This window comes from Amycolatopsis sp. NBC_01286, from assembly GCF_035982555.1.
Taxonomy (GTDB): domain Bacteria; phylum Actinomycetota; class Actinomycetes; order Mycobacteriales; family Pseudonocardiaceae; genus Amycolatopsis.
Map to the genome: position 1 here is coordinate 2,056,468 of NZ_CP108428.1, position 19,784 is coordinate 2,076,251.

17 protein-coding genes are annotated in these 19,784 nt (G+C 71.4%); 3 read left to right on the forward strand and 14 right to left on the reverse strand.

Features of this window, described 5'->3' with window-relative positions; translation table 11 throughout:
- Positions 1 to 66: 66 nt before the first annotated feature.
- From OG570_RS10025 to glf, 4 genes are all read right to left on the reverse strand, one after another.
- A complete protein-coding gene (locus OG570_RS10025) occupies positions 67 to 627 on the reverse strand; it encodes a hypothetical protein (RefSeq protein ID WP_326956324.1) in 561 nt (186 codons plus the stop codon).
- A gap of 483 nt (positions 628 to 1,110) precedes the next feature.
- Positions 1,111 to 2,097 carry a decaprenyl-phosphate phosphoribosyltransferase gene (locus OG570_RS10030; RefSeq protein WP_326945609.1) on the reverse strand — a complete coding sequence of 329 codons (987 nt, stop codon included), beginning with the start codon at positions 2,095 to 2,097 and terminating at the stop codon, positions 1,111 to 1,113.
- Positions 2,094 to 2,612, reverse strand: coding sequence for a phosphatase PAP2 family protein (locus OG570_RS10035; RefSeq protein ID WP_247059930.1), 519 nt, complete (start codon positions 2,610 to 2,612; stop codon positions 2,094 to 2,096). Before OG570_RS10035 ends, OG570_RS10030 begins: the two co-directional genes overlap by 4 nt.
- Positions 2,605 to 3,828, reverse strand: coding sequence for a UDP-galactopyranose mutase (gene glf, locus OG570_RS10040; protein ID WP_247059928.1), 1,224 nt, complete (start codon positions 3,826 to 3,828; stop codon positions 2,605 to 2,607). Before glf ends, OG570_RS10035 begins: the two co-directional genes overlap by 8 nt.
- Before the next feature lie 79 nt (positions 3,829 to 3,907).
- Between glf and OG570_RS10045 the strand changes: the two genes are divergently transcribed.
- The gene (locus OG570_RS10045) at positions 3,908 to 5,917 is read left to right on the forward strand and encodes a DUF6541 family protein (RefSeq protein ID WP_326956325.1); all 2,010 of its coding nucleotides are present in this window, start codon (positions 3,908 to 3,910) and stop codon (positions 5,915 to 5,917) included.
- A gap of 138 nt (positions 5,918 to 6,055) precedes the next feature.
- On the opposite strand, the gene OG570_RS10050 is transcribed toward OG570_RS10045, so the two are convergent.
- Positions 6,056 to 6,952, reverse strand: coding sequence for an LLM class flavin-dependent oxidoreductase (locus tag OG570_RS10050; protein ID WP_326956326.1), 897 nt, complete (start codon positions 6,950 to 6,952; stop codon positions 6,056 to 6,058).
- Positions 6,953 to 7,048: 96 nt separating this feature from the next.
- On the opposite strand from OG570_RS10050, the gene OG570_RS10055 reads away from it, so the two are divergent.
- Positions 7,049 to 7,849 (forward strand): HAD family hydrolase, encoded by an 801-nt coding sequence (locus OG570_RS10055; RefSeq protein WP_326959958.1) that lies wholly within the window; start codon positions 7,049 to 7,051, stop codon positions 7,847 to 7,849.
- 4 nt (positions 7,850 to 7,853) lie between these two features.
- Here the strand turns inward: OG570_RS10055 and OG570_RS10060 are convergent, their stop codons facing one another.
- From OG570_RS10060 to OG570_RS10070, 3 genes are all read right to left on the reverse strand, one after another.
- Positions 7,854 to 8,585: a lysophospholipid acyltransferase family protein gene (locus OG570_RS10060; RefSeq protein ID WP_326956327.1), complete on the reverse strand. Its 732-nt coding sequence runs from the start codon at positions 8,583 to 8,585 to the stop codon at positions 7,854 to 7,856.
- 69 nt (positions 8,586 to 8,654) lie between these two features.
- A complete protein-coding gene (gene wsfD / locus OG570_RS10065; RefSeq protein ID WP_326956328.1) occupies positions 8,655 to 10,088 on the reverse strand; it encodes a glycan biosynthesis hexose transferase WsfD in 1,434 nt (477 codons plus the stop codon).
- Positions 10,085 to 11,749, reverse strand: a complete 1,665-nt coding sequence (locus tag OG570_RS10070) for a hypothetical protein (RefSeq protein WP_326956329.1) — start codon at positions 11,747 to 11,749, stop codon at positions 10,085 to 10,087. The genes wsfD and OG570_RS10070 overlap by 4 nt, the downstream gene beginning before the upstream one ends.
- A gap of 194 nt (positions 11,750 to 11,943) precedes the next feature.
- Here OG570_RS10070 and OG570_RS10075 point away from each other — a divergent pair, with 194 nt between their 5' ends.
- The gene (locus tag OG570_RS10075) at positions 11,944 to 13,827 is read left to right on the forward strand and encodes a DUF6541 family protein (protein WP_326956330.1); all 1,884 of its coding nucleotides are present in this window, start codon (positions 11,944 to 11,946) and stop codon (positions 13,825 to 13,827) included.
- 202 nt (positions 13,828 to 14,029) lie between these two features.
- Here the strand turns inward: OG570_RS10075 and OG570_RS10080 are convergent, their stop codons facing one another.
- From OG570_RS10080 to OG570_RS10105, 6 genes are all read right to left on the reverse strand, one after another.
- Positions 14,030 to 15,013, reverse strand: coding sequence for a lysylphosphatidylglycerol synthase transmembrane domain-containing protein (locus OG570_RS10080; RefSeq protein ID WP_247059918.1), 984 nt, complete (start codon positions 15,011 to 15,013; stop codon positions 14,030 to 14,032).
- 108 nt (positions 15,014 to 15,121) lie between these two features.
- The gene (locus OG570_RS10085) at positions 15,122 to 16,363 is read right to left on the reverse strand and encodes an acyl-CoA reductase (protein ID WP_326956331.1); all 1,242 of its coding nucleotides are present in this window, start codon (positions 16,361 to 16,363) and stop codon (positions 15,122 to 15,124) included.
- Positions 16,360 to 17,412: a LuxE/PaaK family acyltransferase gene (locus OG570_RS10090; protein WP_326956332.1), complete on the reverse strand. Its 1,053-nt coding sequence runs from the start codon at positions 17,410 to 17,412 to the stop codon at positions 16,360 to 16,362. Before OG570_RS10090 ends, OG570_RS10085 begins: the two co-directional genes overlap by 4 nt.
- Complete coding sequence (locus tag OG570_RS10095) at positions 17,409 to 18,803, reverse strand: AMP-binding protein (protein WP_326956333.1); 1,395 nt, start codon at positions 18,801 to 18,803, stop codon at positions 17,409 to 17,411. Before OG570_RS10095 ends, OG570_RS10090 begins: the two co-directional genes overlap by 4 nt.
- Positions 18,800 to 19,537 (reverse strand): glucose 1-dehydrogenase, encoded by a 738-nt coding sequence (locus OG570_RS10100; protein WP_326945598.1) that lies wholly within the window; start codon positions 19,535 to 19,537, stop codon positions 18,800 to 18,802. Before OG570_RS10100 ends, OG570_RS10095 begins: the two co-directional genes overlap by 4 nt.
- Complete coding sequence (locus OG570_RS10105) at positions 19,530 to 19,775, reverse strand: acyl carrier protein (RefSeq protein WP_326945597.1); 246 nt, start codon at positions 19,773 to 19,775, stop codon at positions 19,530 to 19,532. The genes OG570_RS10100 and OG570_RS10105 overlap by 8 nt, the downstream gene beginning before the upstream one ends.
- Positions 19,776 to 19,784 lie beyond the last annotated feature (9 nt).

Genomic DNA, 19,784 nt, shown 5'->3' on the forward strand with positions numbered 1-19,784 from the left:
TCTGACCGGTATCAAGTGACACCAGAGCCGTCACTTTCACGGCGAAAGTGACGGCTCTGGGATGGGTCAGATACCGGCTCCGGAGCCGGTCGTGCCGTCTGCGCTGCCATCGGTGCTGCCGGAGTTGCCGCCGTTGGGGTTGCCGGGGTCGGTGTTGCCCGGGTTGGTGTTCCCGGAGTTGCCGCCGCCGCGGTTGCCGAAGCCGCCGCGGCCGTCCATGCCCGGGCCGGCGCCGGGGCCGGAGTACTGGCGGTGGATGCCCGGACGGCCGTCGCGGGGGCCGCCGCCGTGGCTCGTGGCCGCCGCGATCCCGCCGACGATGCCGCCGCCGATCAGGAGCCCGAGGATCCCGACGGCGACGAGCTGGGTGGCCCGGTGCCCGACGAACCGGCGGAACCCGCCGGACTGCCGTGGTGCGGCCGCCGCGGGGGCGCCCCAGGCGCCGTAGCCCGGGCCGGGAGCGCCGTAGGCCTGCCCGGGGCCGGGCTGGTTGAGCTGAGGGGTGGGCGGGCCCTGCTGGCCGTGGGCGGCGGTCTGGTCGGCCGCCGGAGCAGCGCCGGGCTGGGCCGCGGCACCAGGCTGACCCGGCGCGGCCGCGGACGGTGGCCCAGCGGACGGCAGCGTCATGGTCGGCTGCCCGGATGACGGCTGCCCAGCCGCCGGTTGCGCGGCGGACGGCTGCACGGCTCCCGGCTGCCCGGCCGCAGACGCGACGGAGGGCTGCACGGCGGTGGGCTGCACGGCGGTGGGCTGCTCGGCTGCCGGTTGCCCGGTCGCAGACGCGGCGGAAGGCTGTACAGCAGTCGGTTGCTCGGCCCCGGGCTGCGCAGCAGAGGGCTGCGCGGCCGTGGCGGACGGCTGTGCAGCGGCGGGTTGCCCGGGCTGAGCCGTGGCCGGTTGCTCAGCCGCGCCGGCCTGGGCCGTGGGCTGTTCGGCGGCCGGTTGCTCCGCGCCCGCGTTCGGCGGGACCTGGTTCGGGTCGCGCGGCTGGTCGGTCATGGTCGCTCCTGTGGTCTACGGGGACGAGCGCGCTGCCCGCCCCCACCACCTCAGGGTGACCCCGTCAGCTGTGCTGAACCTGAAGCCAACCTGTCGATCGGCCATGAGACTTCACAGGTAGAACGACAGGAACAGCGTGGCCACCCAGGTCAGGCCGAGCACCTGGAGCACGCGGTCCTTGAGCGCGATCTCCTCGGGCTCGCCCGCGATGCCGCCGTCGACGTCCACCGCGTAGCGCAGCACCGCCACCACGAACGGCACCATCGAGATCAGCGCCCACACCGAGTTGTGCTCGGTCTGGCGGATCTCGAACGCCCACAGGCAGTACGACATGATCAGGATCGCCGCCGACGTCGCCCAGACGAACCGCAGGTAGCTGGCCGAGTACTTCTTCAGCGACGACCGGATCTTCGCCCCGGTGCGCTCGAACAGCATGATCTCCGCGTAGCGCTTGCCGGCCACCATGAACAGCGAGCCGAACGCCGTGACCAGCAGGAACCACTGCGAGAGCGCCAGGCCGCCCGCGACGCCACCGGCGATCGAGCGCATCAGGAAGCCCGAGCCGACGATGGCCAGGTCGACCACCGGCTGGTGCTTGAGGCCGAAGCAGTAACCGAGCTGGACGGCTTCGTAGACCGCCAGCACGACCGCCAGCTGCCAGCTGGCGAGGAACGAGACGCCGAGGCCGGCGAGGAAGAACACGACCGCGGACCCGTACGCGACGGGTACCGGCACGATCCCGGCCGCGATCGGCCGGTTCCGCTTGGTCGGGTGCGCCTTGTCGGCCTCGACGTCGACCGCGTCGTTGATGAGGTAGACCGAGCTCGCCACCAGCGAGAAGGCCACGAAGGCGACGATCGCGTCGAGCAGCAGGCCCGTGCGGTCGGTCGATTTCGAGAAGGCGAAGAACGGGGCCGCGAAGACCAGCACGTTCTTCACCCACTGGCGCGGACGTGCGGTCTTGATCACGCCGCCGACCAGGCCGAACGGGCCGCGTGTCGCGGTCCCCGCTGTCGTCTCCGCCGTCACCGGTGTCTCCGGTGCCTCAGGAGTCACGGCCGCTTCGTCGCTGTTGCGCTGCTCGGTCGTCTCGCTCATGGGTTCTTCTTCAGCTTCCGTCGTATCAGACCACCGACGAGCCCCCCGAGGGCCGCACCGGCCAGAACGTCTGTCGGATAGTGAACGCCGAGCACGAGCCGCGAGGCGAGCATCGGCGGTACCAGGGCGGGCACCAGGTTACGCCCGGTCAATCCGGAGTAGAGCACCGCCGCCGCCGTCGTGGACGTCGCGTGCGACGACGGGAAGCTCAGCTTGCTCGGCGTGCCGACCAGAACCTCCACGCTCGGGTGGTCCGGACGCGGCCGCCTGACCACGCGTTTCACCGCGATCGACGCCGCGTGGGCGCCGACGACGCCCGCCGACGCGATCAGCCAGTCCTTGCGCCGCTTCTTGTCGACCGCGGCGCCGATCAGGCCGATGCTGAACCAGCCGATGGCGTGCTCGCCGAAGTGCGACATGCCGCGCGCGGCTTTCACCGAAACGTCACTCTTCAGAAAGCCCTGCGCCTTCGAGAGGACAGCGACCTCGCCCTTCGGGGCGCCCTTCTCAAGCATCGAGGGACCCGTCGAGCGGTGCGCCGTCGGTCAGGTGCGGGGCGATCTTGTTGTCGAACGCCGAGAGCGCCGACCCGATGGCCATGTGCATGTCGAGGTACTTGTACGTGCCCAGCCGGCCGCCGAACAGGACGTTCTTCTCGCGCGCCTCGGTCTTCGCCAGCTCGCGGTAGGCCTCGAGCTTCTCGCGGTTGTCCGGGGTGTTGATCGGGTAGTACGGCTCGTCCTCTTCCTTCGCGAAGCGGGAGAACTCGCGGAAGATGACCGTCTTGTCCTTGGGGTAGTCCCGCTCCGGGTGGAAGTGCCGGAACTCGATGATCCGGGTGTAGGGCACTTCCTGGTCGTTGTAGTTGACGACCGGGGCGCCCTGGAAGTCGCCGGTCTCGGCGACCTCGGACTCGAAGTCGACGGTGCGCCAGGTGAACCGGCCCGCCGAGTAGCCGAAGTAGCGGTCCAGCGGCCCGGTGTAGACGGTCGGGGTGCCCGCCGGGATGTGCTCGCGGACGTCGAAGTAGTCGACGTTCAGCCGGATGTCGATGTTCTCGTGCTCGGCCATCTTCTCGAGCCACGCGGTGTACCCGTTGACGGGCAGGCCCTCGTAGGTGTCGTTGAAGTACCGGTTGTCGTAGGTGTAGCGGACCGGCAGGCGCGTGATGATGTTCGCGCCGAGGTTCTTGGGGTCGTTCTCCCACTGCTTCGCGGTGTACCCGCGGATGAACGCCTCGTAGAGGGGCCGGCCGACCAGCGAGATGGCCTTCTCCTCGAGGTTCTCCGCCGTGTCGGTCTCGAACTCGGACGACTGCTTGGCGATGAGCTCGCGGGCCTCGTCCGGGGTGTGCGCCTTGCCGAAGAACTGGTTGATCAGCGCCAGGTTCATCGGGAACGAGTAGACCTGGTCCTTGACCCGGGCGAAGACGCGGTGCTGGTAGCCGGTGAACTCGGTGAACCGGTTCACGTACTCCCACACGCGCTTGTTCGACGTGTGGAACAGGTGCGCACCGTACTTGTGCACCTCGATGCCGGTCTCGGGCTCGGCCTCCGAGTAGGCGTTGCCGCCGATGTGGCTGCGCCGCTCGAGGATGAGGACCTTCTTGCCCAGCTCGGCCGCGGCCCGTTCGGCGACGGTCAGGCCGAAGAATCCGGACCCGACGACGACGAGGTCGTAACCTGCGAAATCGGCTTCAGTAATCTTGGCGGGGTTCGTGTGCGCGCTCACGGGCGTCGAGGGTACGCAGGTCGGTATCCCGGCCCGCACCCGACTATCACATTTCGGCCTACGACACACCTGGAAAGCAGTGCCTGCACCCGAGGACTTCTGGAGCTACTTCGCCGCCGTGGCCACCTACGTGGCCGTGCTGGCGGTCCCCGGCGGCGTCGTCGGGTGGGCCGCCGGCCTGCGCGGCTGGGCCCTCGCGGGCCTCGCGCCGCTGCTCAGCTACGCCATCACCGGCCTGGCCGGACCCTGGCTGGCGATCGCCCACGTGCCGTACGGCCCGCTCAGCGTCGCCGCCTGCACGCTGCTGCTCGCGGCCGTGCTGTACGGCCTGCGCCGGCTGGCCGTGGCCCGGGGGTGGATGACGCCGGGCGCCGAGGAACCGCACCAGGCGTGGACCCGCCGGGCGCACTTCGCCGTCGCCGGCTGCGTCGGGATCGCGACGGCGGTGTCGATCGCCGTGGTGGTGTCCGGGCGCGGCGGCACGACCGCCGTCTTCCAGCGCTGGGACACCGTCTTCCACGCCAACGGCATCCGCTACATCGCCGACACCGGCGACGGCTCGCTGACCGGCATGGGCACCCTCAACTGGTACCCCGACGGCTCGTTCTACCCGAACGCCTACCACCTGGTCGGCGCGCTGGTCTACCAGCTGTCCGGGACGTCGATCCCGGTCACGCTGAACGCCGTCACGATGCCGATCGCCGGGCTGTTCGCGCTGGCCATGGTCGCGCTGGTGCGCCAGCTCGGCGGCCGCGCGGTGTTCGCGGGCTGCGCCGCGCTGGTCGCCGGTGGCGCCACGACCGGCGCGTACGAGTCGGTGTCGAGCGGCCTGCTGCCGTTCGCGCTGGGCATCGTCCTGACGCCGCTGGCCGCGGTCGCGCTGCAGCGGTTCGCGGTCCGGCCGGGCGTCGACACCGGCGCGGTGCTGGCCCTGAGCGCGGCGGGGCTGCTCGCCGCGCACTCGAGCGCGTTGTTCGGCGCGATCCTGTTCGCGTTGCCGCTGGTCGTGCAGCGCTGGTACCGGGCGCTGCGCGGCCGCCGCGTCGACGGCGTCCCGGACGGCAAGGCCGCCTGGCGCGTCGCGGGCGGCGACGTGCTGAAGATGATCCCGGTGATGGTGGGGGCGGGCCTCCTGGCCGCGCCGCACATCCTGGGCGCGATCACCTTCACGTCCGGGTCGTACCCGTACCACCCGTGGGGCTCGCACATGCCGGTGTGGAAGGCCCTGGCCATGCTGGCGACGTTCAAGCAGGTGCTGCCGGTGCCGCAGATCTGGCTCACGGTGTTCCTGGCGTTCGGCGCGCTCACGCTGGTGGCGCTGCGGCGGCTGCGCTGGGTGATGCTCTCGGCGCTGGGCCTGTCGGCGCTGTTCGTCGTCGTCGCGTGCTTCGGCGGCGAAGACTGGGTGATCTCGCTCTCGCGGCCGTGGTGGAACGACCGGTTCCGGCTGATGGCGCTGGCGGCGATCCCGATGTGCCTGATCGCGGCGCACGGCATGAGCGAGGCCCAGCGGTGGCTGGCGAAGCTCGCCGGCGGACGCACCTGGGTGCGCGCGCGGCCGTGGCTGACCGGCCGGGTCGGGCTGGCGACGGCGGTGCTGATCGTGGTCGCGATGGGCGTGCTGACCGGCGGGTTCTACCGCGCGGCCAACGCCAAGACGGTGTCGCTGCTCTACTACAACGGCCTGCCCGGCGAGGTGGTCCCGCCGGTCAGCCAGGACGAGATCGACGCGATGGACCGGCTGGGCACGCTGGGCATCCCCGGCGACCAGAAGGTGCTCAACGACCGCCTCGACGGCACGGCCTGGATGTACGCGCTGACCGGCGTGCACCCGGTGGCCGCGCACTACGACGCCGGCGCGGTGAACCCCGACGCCGTCTACCTGGCGGCGCACTTCCGCGACTACGACACCGACCCCCGGGTCCGCGCGGTGGCGCGGCAGCTCAACGTGCACTACGTGCTGGTCGGCAGCGGCACGATCCGCCGGGACACGCCCATCTCGCCGGGCCTGCAGAAGCTGGACGGGCTGGACTTCGTGAGCGTCGTGTACCGGAACCCGGGCGCGGTCATCTACCGGATCACCAAGTAGACAAAGCCCTCGTGGCCGCGGCGCCCCGTGCCGCGGCCACGAGGGCCTCCCGTCCCCCAACCACCCCCGGGGTGATCCTTGACGTCTGCTCTGAAGGACGCCTGAGGGACGGCAATCGGTTTCCCGGCTACCCGGATGTCACCCGTTCGGCCCAGCGTGCAGCTCCGGCAGGACGTCGCTCGCCACCTGCTCCAGCACGGCTTCGTGGCCCTCGTATGGGGACGACGACCGCGGCCAGTGCGAGATGACGTCGGTGAAGCCCAGCTCGCCCGCGCGGCCGGCCGCGTCGCGGAACGCGTCCACGCTGCTCAGCGAGAACACCGGGCACGAGTCCAGGCTGAGGTGACGCTGGATGCCCGCCCGCTCGCGGCCGACGGCGTCGAGGCGCTCGTCGAAGACCTCGGTCAGTTCCTTGATCCCGCGCCACCAGGCGTCGACGGTCTCACCGCCCTTGCCGGTCGTCACCCAGCCCGCGCCGAACCGGGCCGCGAGCGTCATCGTGCGCGGGCCGTTGGCCGCGACCACGAACGGCAGCCGCGGCCGCTGGACGGTACCCGGCAGGTTCCGGGCGCCGCGGGCCTTGTAGTACTCGCCGTCGAAGTCGAACTTGTCGGTCATCAGCAGCCCGTCGAGCGACTCGACGAACTCCGTGAAGCGGTCGACGCGCTGCTTGGTCGTCAGCTCCGGCGCGGCGAGCACCTCGCCGTCGTAGTGCCGGTGGTCGACACCCGCGCCGACGCCGAGGACGAACCGGCCGTCGGAGACGTCGTCGAGGGTGGTCAGCTCGCGCGTGAACGGCACGGGGTGCCGCGCGACCGGCGACGCCACGAAGGTGCCGAGCCGGATGCGGGACGTCACCATCGCCGCCGCGGTCAGGGTCGGGATCGCGGAGAACCACGGGCCGTCGACCAGGTTGCGCCAGCCCAGGTGGTCGTACGTCCACGCGTGGTCGAAGCCGTACTCCTCGGCCGCCCGCCACTTCGGCTCGGCGGCCCACCAACGATCTTCCGGGAGAATCACGATGCCTACTCGCACAGTGCGGGACGCTATCGGCAACCACCGACATTCTCACGGACGGGCGGAACCTCACCCGGACGTGTCAGGGACAATGACGGGGTGGAGAGACCCCTTCTGATCGCGTCCGACGTCGACGGCACCCTGCTCGGCCCGTCCGAAGCCCTCAGCGAGCGCACGATCGCGACCGTGCGCCGGGTGATCGAGGCCGGTGTGCCGTTCGTACTGGCCAGCGGCCGGCCGCCGCGCTGGATCGCGCCGATCGCGCGGCCGCTCGAGCTGACCGGGTACGCGGTGTGCGCGAACGGCGCCGTGCTCTACGACTGCGGCGCCGAGGAGATCGTCGAGGTCCACGGCCTGCTCGAACCGTCGCTGCTGCACGACATCGCGAGCGCGCTGGACAAGGCGCTGCCCGGCTGCCGGCTGGCCTCGGAGCGCGTCGCCATCGGCGCGGTGGACCACGACATGCGCAACTTCGTGATCGAGCCGGACTACCACAACCCGTGGGGCGACAACGAAGGCCGCACCGGGCCGCGCGCCGAGGTGCTCGGGCACCCGGCGATCAAGCTGCTGGTCAGCCACCGCGGCATGACGTCCGAGGAGATGGCCGAAGCCGTGAACTCGCTGTTCGACCGCGAGGTCGACGCCACCTACTCGTCGTCCGGCGGGCTGGTCGAGATCGCCGCGCACGGCATCACCAAGGCGACCGGCCTCGCCGACGTCGCCGCGCGCTTCGAGGTCCCGGCCGACCGGGTGATCGCCTTCGGCGACATGCCCAACGACCTCGAGATGCTCAGCTGGGCCGGCCACGGCGTCGCCATGGAGAACGGCCACCCGGCGGTGCTCGGCGTGGCCGACGAGGTCACCGGGCCGGCCGGGGACGACGGCGTCGCGCAGGTCCTCGAGCGCTGGTTCTGAGGCGTCAGGAGCGGTTGTCGAGCTCGGCCGCTTCTTCCGGCGTGGGCGCGGTCCCGCCCAGGTGGGCGGGCAGCCACCAGCGTTCCTCGTCGGACGCGGGGCGGTCCGGGTAGCCGGCCTGGGCGCGGTCGACGAGCGCGCTCATCCGGTCGCGCAGCTCCTTCGTCACGACGTCCCAGTCGTCGCCCTTCGCCGGGTGCATCGGCTCGCCGATGAGGATCGAGACCGGCACGTGCCGCCGCGTCAGGTCCTTCGGCCGGCCCTTCGTCCACAGCCGCTGGGTGCCCCACAGCGCCATCGGCACGACCGGGACGTTCGCCGCCGCGGCCATCCGGACGGCGCCCGACTTGATCTCCTTGACGGTGAACGACCGGCTGATGGTCGCCTCCGGGAAGACGCCGACGACCTCGCCGTCCTTCAGCTTCTGGAGGGCCTCGCGGTAGGAGGCGATGCCCGCGGCGCGGTCGACGGGGATGTGGTGCATCCCGCGCATCAGCGGCCCGGCGATCTTGTTGTCGAAGATCTCCTGCTTCGCCATGAACCGCGTCAGCCGCTTGGCCGGGCGCGCGCCGAGGCCGCAGAAGATGAAGTCCAGGTAGCTCACGTGGTTGCACGCGATGACCGCGCCGCCGGTGCGCGGGATGTGCTCCGCGCCCTCGATCCGGATGCGGTTGTCCAGTACCCGGAACATCGTCCGGGCCGCCGCGATCACGGGCGGGTACACGAAGTCAGCCATCCTGTCAGGTTACGGGACCGTAGGTTGGGGCCGTGGGTTCAGCGGGGAAGAACACAAACCGGGCGAACCTCACGCCGCCCGCACGCCGGCCCGCCGGCCGGGCACGGCGAGCACCAGGGCCAGCAGCAGCGTGAACAGCGCGACGGACTGGTGCTTGATGCCTTCGATGCCGTCGCCGAGCGCCGCCATGCCGAACTGCGTCACCGAGACGACCAGCAGGAACGCCAGCACGACACCCAGCGCGGCCCGGCGCTGACGCCACGCCCGGGCCGCCACCAGCAGCCACAGCGGCACCAGCGCGAACAGCCCGAGCGGCGCGATCAGCCCGGTCAGCCACGACACGACGGGCACCCGGTACTCCTGCGCGTGCGGCGCGAAGCCCGCCGACTCGTCGAAGCTGCCGAGGTAGCCCGGCCGCGCGGTGAGCTGGTCGGTCGCGGCGCGGTTCAGCACCCCGAGCGTCCGGCCGGGGTGGCTCGCGAAGTAGGCGATGACGTTCGCGCGGTCCATCCGGTCGCGGTAGGCCGGGTAGAGCGGGTCGATCCGCGCCGGGTGCGGGTGCCACCAGCCGTTGCCCGCGTACTGCGCGAACGACGGCGGCAGCCCGAGGTCCGCCAGGTCGGCCTGGGTGTCGTGCCGGCCGTCGACGATGTTCAGGAAGATCGTGTTGAACATGTTGATCTCGCGCGAGTCGTCGCCGGGCAGCTCGGCGAGCGTGCCCTCGGGGGTGACGGCGGGCTCGACGCTCAGCTGCGCGGCGAGCGTCCCGGCCCCGAGCGCGCCGATGACCAGCACCGCCGCGGCCCAGCGCCGGGCCCCGCGCAGCGTGCCCGGGCGGACCAGCAGGATCGCGACCGCCAGGATCGGCAGGATGGTCAGCGTCTGGACCTTGGCGTTGACCGCCAGGACGCCACCGGCGAGCGTCACGGCCATGCCCGCGTAGCTCCACCGGCCGTCCCGCGCGGTGAGCAGCAGGCCGCCGGGGATCAGCAGCAGGCCGAGGAAGGCCGCGCCTTCACCGAGCACCGCCGCGAAGTACCCGAAGAACGCCGAATCGGCGACGACCAGCAGCAGCCCGGCCGCCACGGCGAGCCGCGCCCGCCGGCCGTAGGGCAGGCCGAGCACGATCGCGGCGACGGCCGCGGCGGCGATCAGGCTGCTGAGCAGGCCGAGGACGACCAGGCTCAGCGTCGCGTGGAAGCCGAAGAGGCCGCCGAGCCGGACGGCCAGGTCGGCCAGCCAGCTCTGCGTCAGCAGGTAGGTGGGCCGGCACGGCGCCGCGCCGGGCGGGGCGCTGTAGGCGAGGTGGATGAACGGCTCGGGCCCGCCGTGCCAGGTGATGCCGGCGCCGCAGAGCACGCGCAGGCCGTCGCCATTGTTGGACATCGCGATCGGGCGCGGCACCAGGAACCGCACCACGAACAGGGTGAACGACGCCGCGAAGACCCCGATCCCGAGCGCGGCCTCGGAGGTCAGCCGCTGCTTCGGGACGTCGAGTTTCACGAAGGACAGGGTACGTAGCGGAAGTCCGGATCCTTGTCGAGGTCGTCGACCACGGACTTCGCCTGCTCGACCCGCGGGTAGACGGAGACCCAGTACGGCGTGCCGACCCGGCGGAACGTCGCGACCTCGTACTGGCCCGCGTAGACGGGGTCGATGGTGCAGTGCTGGCTGTCGGCGTAACCGCCGTCGGCGGGCACGGCGACGGTCGGCCGGCGGCCGTTGACGACGTAGTCGTAGTCCGTGGCGTACCCGCCGTCGTGCGTCCCGTCCCGCGCGATGTGGTCGTCGGTGCGGCCGAGGACGTCGACGATGAGCAGCTGCCCGCCGCGGGCCGAGAGCGCGCCGGGCGCGGCGGCGCTGACCACGGACCCCGGCGGCAGGTACGTGCCCAGCCAGCCGCCGATCTCGGTGAGCTCGGTGCCGTAGGTGTGCCAGTCACGCACCCGGCCGAGCATCTCGGGGCTGAACACCGAGACGAGCACGGCGATCCCGGCCAGGCCGCAGGCGGTCACCGGGACCAGCCGGGTGCCGGCGGGCCAGGCGCGCGGCCGCGGTGACGGCTTGCCGTCGACGTCCGCCGTCAGCACGCCGTACGCCGCGACGGACCCGACCGAGAGCAGGGGCGGCACCGCGGCCAGCAGCCGCCACGACGGCCCCGCGTCGCCGCCCGACAGGACGGCCGCGGCGGCGAGGCCGGCCGTCATGGCGAACATCAGCCAGATCAGCGCGCGGGACTCCAGCGCGGCACCGGCCGCGCGACGCAGCAGCAGCGCGACCGCGGCGACCAGCGCGAGCAGCAGGAAACCCTGGTGCACCAAGGCGAACCCGGACAGGTACGGCCAGCCGCCCGCCACCTGCGCGCCGAACGGGCCGCCGAGTTTCGCGGCCAGCGGCGCGGGGACGTAGTGCTGGTAGAACGTCAGCCGCCAGGCCAGCCGGGGGATGAGGAACACCAGCGCGCCCAGCGTGTAGCCCGCGGGCGCCCACCAGCTGTGCTGCTTCTTCACAGCGGCACCGGCCAGCCAGAGCCCGCCGAGGACGCCGACCACCAGGCCGGTCGGGCTGGTCATCACCGCGAACGCGACGAGCACCCCGGCCACGACCGGGCGGCGCGCCGCGAGCGAGTAGCAGACGGCGAGGACGAGGAGCACGAACAGCGGCACCTCGGAGCCGGACGGCCCGTAGACGGCCAGCCCGCCGGCGGCCGCCGTCAGCACCGCGGCGGCGACCCCGATCGCCGGCCGCGGCTCGGTGCCCTCCGGCGTCGCGGCCGCGACCACCCGGTTGACGAGGAAGTAGGAAAGCAACACACAACCGAGGGCCGAGAGCACTCCGAACACGACGGCGGTGGTTTGCACGTCGGCGCCGAATGCGGCGCGCGGAAGGGCGATCAGCACCAGCCAGAAGAAGTTCGTATAACCCTCGACGCGTTCACCTGGGTTGAAGACCGGGCCGTTGCCGTCGGCGATGTTCGTCGCGTACCGGAACGAAACGAGCGCGTCTTCCGTGACGGTCGCGAACAACAGCTGGTGCAGCACCGAGAGACCCAGCGTGAGGGTGAGGACGACCCCGCGCAGCCCGCGGTCGGTGCCCAGCCGGCCCCAGGTCAGCACCACGATCGCGGCGAGCACCAGCCACGCCACCACGACCGCGTAGACCACCCGGCCCCCTCACCTCGTCGCCCTGCCGGCCCCGCCAGGTTATCGGGCATCGGGAGGCGAACCCCGGGCCAATATAACCCGATCGGGTGGCAATTCCGACGATTCCCGCGACGCCTTCGAAATCACGCGCAAAAGCCCTGATCAGGGCCGTCCCCCGGGCTGTCCGGCCGGCCGTTGTCGGCTTAGTCTCCAGCGTGCTCTCCGTCTGCGTTGCCATTGCCGTCATCGCCGTCCCGGGCCTCCTGACCGGGTACGCGGCGGGCGTGCGCGGCTGGGCCCTGGCCGGGCTGACGCCGTTGCTGAGCTACGCCGTCGGCGGGCTGACCGGACCGTGGACCGCGGCGGCAGGCCTGTCGTTCACCCCGCTGACCTACGCCGTGTCGACCGTCGTGTTCGTCGCGATCGCTTCCGGGGTCCGGAAACTGACCGTGCGCCGCCGGCCGCCGGAGCCCGGACCGGGGCTGTGGGCGCGGCGCGGGCACCTCGCGGTGGGGGCGTGCCTGCTGTTCGCGGCGGTGATCGGCGGTTACGCGACGCTGCTCGGCCTCGGGCACCTCGGCGCGCTGCCGCAGGGGTTCGACGCGGTGTACCACGGCAACGCCGTCCGCTACATCGCCGACACCGGCGACGGCGGCCTGTTCGGCACCGGCCACGTGAACTGGTACGGCGACGCGGCGCCGGTGTTCTACCCCAACGCCTACCACCTGCTGGCGGCCGTGACGTACCGGCTGAGCGGCGCGTCGATCCCGGAGGTGCTGGACGCGAACACCGTGCTGCTGCCGGGTTTGCTGGCGCTGTCACTGGTGACGCTGGTGCGTGAGTTCCGCGGCCGCGCGGTGCTGGCCGGCGCCGTCGCGCTGACGGCGGTGGCGCCGGTGATGGGCGTCTACGAGTCGATGGACCGCGGCCCGCTGCTGCCGTTCGCGCTGGGGCTGACGCTGACGCCGTTGAGCGCGGTCGCGCTGCGCCGGTACCTGGAGCGGGTCGCGCCGGACACCGGGCTGGTGCTGCTGCTGGCCGCGGTCGGGCTGCTGTGCGTCCACTCGTCGACGTTGTTCGGCGGGATCCTGTTCGCCGGCCCGCTGCTGGTCCAGCGCTGGCTCGGCGGGTGGCGCCGGATCGGCCGCGACCTGCTGGCCCTGCTGCCGATCGCGGTGGTGGCGCTGCTGGTGGCGTGGCTGCAGCTGTTCGGGGCGCTGGGCCTGGCCAACAGCGCGGTGCCGTACTACGGCTGGCCGAGCGAGTGGCGCGCGTCGACGGCGCTGGGCGCGCTGCTCGGGTTCCAGCACCAGGAGCCGCACCCGCAGATCTGGCTGTCGGTGGCGTTGTTCCTGGGCATCGTGTTCTTCGCCCGCGCGGGGGCGCTGCGCTGGATCGGCCTGACGGCGGCGGTGACGGGCCTGGCGTACATGGCGGTGGCGTCGTCGAACGCCCCGCTGGTGATGGCGCTGTCGAGGCCGTGGTGGGACGACCCGTACCGGTTCTTCGCGATGGCGGCGGTCCCCCTGTGCGTCCTGGCGGCGCACGGCTTGGCGGAGACGCAGGCGTGGCTGTCTTCGCGGTTCTCGCGGATACCGGCGGTCGCCGTGGCGGTGGTGGTGCTGCTGGGGTTCGTCCTGCTGTCGAACGGCCTGTACTTCCGGTCCAACGGCGCCCGGGTGGCCGCGGGCTACCAGGCCGCGGACCCGTCGAAGCTGCGGGTGACACCGGGCGAGGCGGCGGCGATGGAGGAGCTCGGCAAGCTGGCCAAGCCGGGTGAGTGGGCGATGAACGACCGCTTCGACGGGACGGCGTGGACGTACGCGCTCTCGGGCGTCCGCACGGTGGCGGCGCACTACGACGAGACGCTCCCGCCGTCGGACGCCCTGCTGCTGGCCGACCGGTTCCGCGACTACGAGACGGACCCGGCGGTGCGGGCGGCGGTGCGGCGGTTGAACGTGCGCTGGGTGATCTTGGGGAAGCCGTCCACGGAGCCGGGCAAGCCGTACCAGCCGGGGCTGATCGGGCTGGCCGGGGAGCCGTTCCTGCAGGAGGTCTGGCGCGACTCGGACGCGGTGATTTATCGACTCCGGCCCTGAAGTTGTCCACAGGTGCACAAGTGCCTGTGGACAACTTGGGTACAGGCCTGTGAGTAGCTGCCCGATCGTGCGGAAATCGGGGTGGAATGCTGTGACAGCCCCGGAAAGCCCGCTTGCGTCACGGTGACGAAAGGCCCCGGTTCCGGCTCCGAAGAGGGCTCCCGCGGGCTAGTTGTCCACAGGCCAAGAGCGAATCGGCAGGTCAGGCGGCTGCGGGGGTCTTGCCGCGCAGCGAGCGGGCCGCGAGGGCCGCGCCGCCCGCCGTCAGCAGGTCCGCGACCGTGAACATCACCCGGGAAGCCACCGCGAACGCCGTGGCCTGGCCGACCGTCAGGCCGCTCGCCGTGAGGACCGCGACCTGGGCCACTTCGCGCACGCCGACGCCGCTGGGCAGGATGAACGCGAACGTGCCCACCGTCATCGCCACGGCCATCGCGCCGACGCAGAGGATGAAGCCGCTGATGCCGGGGGTGCCCACCGAGTTCGCCAGGAGCCACAGGTGGACGCCCTGCAGGCACCACGCCGCCGTCGAGGCGCCGAAGACCTTGCCGACGACCTTCCAGGTCAGCGGCTGCTGCAGCGGCGGGCGGCGCAGCACACGCAGCACCAGCGACGTGCCCCACGTCAGGATCTTCGGGTGCAGCATCGCCAGGCCGACCGGGATCAGCACGAACAGCCACAGCGCGCGCGGGCTGTTGCTGAACACCGCCGGCGCCGCCAGCAGCGACACGACCAGCGCCGACACGATGCCGACGCCGAGCTGGATCAGTGAACCGGTGAAGATGCGGGCACGGGCCAGGCCGGCCTTGCGGCCCAGCTCCATCTGCAGCAGGTACGCCCAGACCGAGCCGGGCACGTACTTGCCGAGCGAGCCGACCAGGCAGATCTGCGCGCCGCGGGCGTAGCCGATCGGCTTGCCCAGGTCGTCGACCATCACCTGCCAGCCCCAGGTGGACACCATGATCGCCGCGACCAGGGCCACCAGGCTCAGCAGCGACGACTGCCAGGCCACGTCGTGCAGGGTGCGCCAGAACTCACCCCAGTTCGCCGCGAGCTGCTTGGCCGCGAAGCCGATGACCAGCAGGATCGCGACCCACCTGACGACGTCGAGGATCTTCGCCTTGGTGGACTTCGGCTGCTTCTTGGCAGCCGGCGTCTCCCACTCCGGCGACTCCAGTGTCGTCATTGACGCATCTCCTCAGGTCTGAGGCTTATTCTGGTCAGGCCGCCGCGGCCCGCCCGCATGGTGCTGATCACCGCAGAAGTCATGCGGCGGCCGACGGCTGAATAAGCCTCATTGCACGGTGACCAGGCGGCTGAACTCGGCCAGCAGATCGTAACCGTCCCAGACCGCCGAGAACGTCAGGGCGGAGCCGAACGGCACGATCCGGTCGACTCCGCGACCGGCCAGTTCGTACGCGAACGTCGTCAGCTCTTCCGTGGTAAAGCCGAACTGGCCGACCGTCTGGTCCTTGCGGAGGACGGTCGGGACCAAATCGGACAGAGACGCGACCCGCGCGTTGGCGAACGTGCCGGCGCCGAGCCACTCGCGCGGCATGGTCGCCGGGTCGGCCAGCTCCAGCGTGGCCAGCCCGTTGCCCGCGAAGGAGATGTCCTTGACCAGGCCGTCGACCGCCGCGCCGTACGCCGAGACGCGCTTCTGGACCGCCATCGCCGGCTCGGTGACGTGCTGCTTCGTCACGAGCACCTGCGCCAGCAGCGTGCGGAACTCCTGCCCCGCGACGCGCGCGCCGTCTTCGTCGCCGACCCAGAACACCGCGCGCGGTGACGAGCAGGCGGCCTGGTCGAACCAGTACGAGTCGTTGTAGAAGCCCTCGGCGGCCGCGCGGCGTTCCGCTTCGGACGCTCGCTGCCAGCCCGCCACCGACGCGACGGCGAACGACGAGCGGTCCGGGAACGTCAGGTCACGCGCGTGCGGCGCCAGCGGATACTTGCGCAGTGCGGCGACCGAACCGTCGCCGCCCCAGATGACGCGCAGGTCGGCGGCCAGCGACAGGGCGCCGCTCACCTCGTCGCTGCGGTCGTAGGTGACCATCCGCTGGGTGGCGGTGATCGCCGCCGCCGTAGCGGGGTCCACTTCGGACAGTGCGGCGTTCAGCGCCTCCAGCACCGCCTCGGCGGCCCCGGCCGAGCGCGACGACACCCGCACGACGTTGTGGTTGCCCGCCAGCGCGGACAGCGCCCACGAGTAGACGAAGATCGTGTCGACGTTGGCCGGCGGTACGTGGAACACGAGCCCCCGGGGGAACCGCAGCGCGCCACCCTTGGCGTCCAAAGTGGACAACGCCTTGGCGATCTCGCCCTTGCGCAGGAAGAACCCGAGCGACGCCAGCTCCGGGAACCGGCGCGCGGTGGCCGGCGCCAGCAGCTTGCGGGCGAACTTCGTGACGAACTCGACGACCCGCGGGTCACCGACGCGCAGCCGGCCGCCGGGCGGCTCGGCGCGCAGCTCGCCCACCAGGTCGCTCACGGAAACCGCGTCAGCCAAGGGAAAACGCTGGGTAAGGGTGCTCACGCCGCCGCTCCCGAGAACGTGTCGGAGCAGCCGCGGGCCTCGGCCTTCGGCAGCCGCCCGAGGACGGAAAAGTGCTTGCCCGGCCAGTCGCCGTCGTCGATCCCGTTGTAGACGCCGAGGTCTTCGGTGAGCAGCACGTGCCCGGGGTAGGACCGCGGCAGCGTCGAGACGACCTCGATCACGCCCGGCTCCCCCACCGGCTGCTCTTCCCAGGTCTCCGGGTCGCGGATCACGACGTCGGCGAAGTCCGGGCAGTACAGCGAGTTGCCGGACGGGCCTTCGAGGAACACAGTGCCGATCTGCTCGATCATCCCGTAGTAGTTGTGGATCCGGGTGAGCCCGGTGTCCTCCTTGAAGCGGCGCCGGAACTCGGTGTTGTCCACCGCGCGGTCGATCAGCTTCTTCCAGCCACCGGAGTGGACGAGGATGCCATTGGACAGGTCGAGCCGGTGCTCCCGGGCGACCTCGTAGAGGTACTGCCAGACCATGAACGTGAAGCCGAAGATCAGGAACGGCTTGCCGCCGTACTCGGCCAGGAACTTCTTGACGGCCTCGACGTCCGGCTGGTCGTTCTCGTCGAGCACGTAGGTGTGCTTGCGGCCGAAGTTCGCCATGCCCAGCACCCCCGCGCCGCGCGCGGAGAAGGAGCGGCGGTTCTTGATGATGCCGATGGTGTCGACCATCAGCATCGGCAGCCGCTCGCCGCCGAGGACCTCCTGCAGGGTCGCGCCCAGCTGCTTGGTCTGCGCGCCCGCCGCTTCCTTGTCGAGGTAGATCCGCGACGCGCCGGCGCCGGTGGTGCCGGACGACGTGAGGGTCTTGAACACCTCACTGTCCGGAACGGACTTCAGGTCGTGCGTCTTGAACATCCGCACCGGCAGCCACGGCAGGTCGGCGATCGACGCAAACTGAGCGCTCGGCGCGATTCCCAGCGACGAGAGGATCCGTTCGTAGCCCTCGGAATTCGCCCGGTGGTGTGCGGTCAGGGCGGCGAGCTCGGGCAGCAGCAACGCCTCCCGGTCAGCCTGCGACCGAGTGAAAACGCTCATACCTTCGCCTCCAGCGACCGGTAGTCGATCTTGCCGCTGGCCAGCAGCGGCACGGTGTCGATCGGGCGCACGTCGAACCCGCTCGTGTGCAGGTGCAGCCGCTCGGACAGCGCCTTCGACGCGTCCTTGCAGATGTCCTTGCCGACGCCCTCGGCGAACAGCACGACCTTGTCGCCGGCGGGCACCGCCGCCACGACGTCGATCCCGACCGCCGCGGTGCGGACGGCCTGCTCGAGATCGTCGAGGCTGACGCGGTTGCCGAAGACCTTGCCGATGCGCTTGAGCCGGCCGGTGATGAACAGGAACCCGTCTTGGTCGAGGTACCCGAGGTCACCGGTGGCGAGCACGCCGCCGCATTCGTCACCCTTGGCCAGGCCGGACTCGTCGTCCGCGTAACCCAGCATCACATTGGGCCCACGGTAGACGACCTCACCGACAATTTTCGGGTGCGTGGTCTCCGACCCGTCGTCGCGGCGGACGGCGAACCGGCCGCCCGGCAGCGCCGGCCCGGCGGAACCGAGCTTTTCGGCCAGCCGCTCGGCGGGCACCGTCGTCATCCGCGGGGCCGCCTCGGTCTGGCCGTACATCACGTACATCCGGCCGCCGACGGCGATCATCTTGTCGTTGAACTCGGTGATCAGCTCGTCGCGCAGCTTCCCGCCGGCCTGCGTCAGGGTGCGCAGCGTCGGGTACTTCGCGGGGTCGAACTTGAGCCGCCGCAGCATTTCGTAGTGGTACGGAACGCCCGAGAGGGACGTCACGCCGTGGGTGTTGACCGCGTCCCAGAAGCCGCGGCCGAGCACGCCGGACGGCTCGATCACGACGGTCGCGTCGCGCACCAGGTGCGAGTTCAGCACCGACAGGCCGTAGCTGTAGTGCAGCGGCAGGCAGGTGGGCGCGACCTCGTCGGCATCGATGTGGAGCACCTGCGCGATGGCGTCGGCGTTCGCCAGGATCGCCTGGCGCGAGAGCCGGACGAGCTTCGGGTTGCCGGTGGACCCGCTGGTCGGGAGCAGCACGGCGAGGTCGGAGTGCGGCGCGACGCCGTCGGCCGACGAGCGGATCCAGTCGTCGCCGCGGGTCGTGTAGCCCGCGGGCGCGTCACCCGAAGCGGACAGCACCGCGGCCGGGCGGAAGCGTTCGACGAGCCCGGCGAGCACGTCCACGTCCAGCGCCGGGTCGATCAGCGCGATCGCGCGACCGGACTCGAACGCGCCCAGGTACGTCAGCACGCTCGGCAGGTCGACGGACATCCGCGCGAACACCACGCCGACGGGCAGGTCCGCCAGGGCTTCCATCCGGCGGCCGACCTCGGCCGACAGTTCCGCGCCCGCCAGCGTGCGGCCCCCGGCCACGTCCACCAGCCGAGCTCCCGCACCCAACAGCGTCACAACACCAAGCCTCCGTCGACGCCCAGCACCTGGCCGGTGATGAAGGACGCATCATCGCTCACCAGGAACCGGATCGCGTTCGCCACGTCTTCCGCCCGCCCGAGCCGCCCGAGCGGCGTCTTGCCGGCGTTCTCGGCCTTCGCGTCCTCGCTCAGGCCGGCGGTCAGATCGGTTTCGATCACGCCGGGCGCGACCGCGTTGACCCGGATCCCGGACCGGCCGAGCTCCTTCGCCGCCGACCGCGCGATGTTCGCCACCGCCGCTTTCGACGCCGCGTACACCGTCTGGCCGGCGCTTCCGTACACACCGACTATCGAGGCCAGAACCACGATCGAGCCGGTTTTCTTGCGCATCATCGCCCGCGCGGCCGCCTGCACGGTGTGCAGCGTGCCGGCGACGTTCGTGCTCAGCGTCGTGTCGACGAGCTCTTCGCGGATCATCCCGAGGAGCGCGTCCTCCATGATCCCGGCGTTCGCCACGACGATGTCGAGCCGGCCGTGCTCCTTCGCGACGCCCCTGACCAGCGAGGACACCGCCTTCGCGTCGGTGACGTCCAGCGCGAGCCCGGCCGCGGCGCCCGCGGCCGAAGCCGCTTCCTTGGCGCGGGCCTCGTCGCGGCCGGTGAGCACCACCGTCGCGCCCGCCGCGGCGAGCGCGCGGACGGTGGCCAGGCCGATCCCCCGCGTCCCGCCCGTGACGAGCGCGACGCGACCGGACAGGGACTCGTCAGTCATTCTTCGACTGGAGCTCGGTGACCATGTCCACGGCGACCTTGAAGCTCGACATGTCGATGACCTGGTCGGTGTCGAACTCGACGTCGAACTCGTCCTCGATGGCCGCGACCAGCGCCATGTGGCCGACCGAGTCCCACGCCTCGAGGTCGCGGTACTTCAGGTTCTCGACGTCCACGTCGCCGTCCAGGTCCAGCGCCTCGACGAAGACCTCGCGCAGCTTGGGGGCCACTTCAGACATGCTCACGAC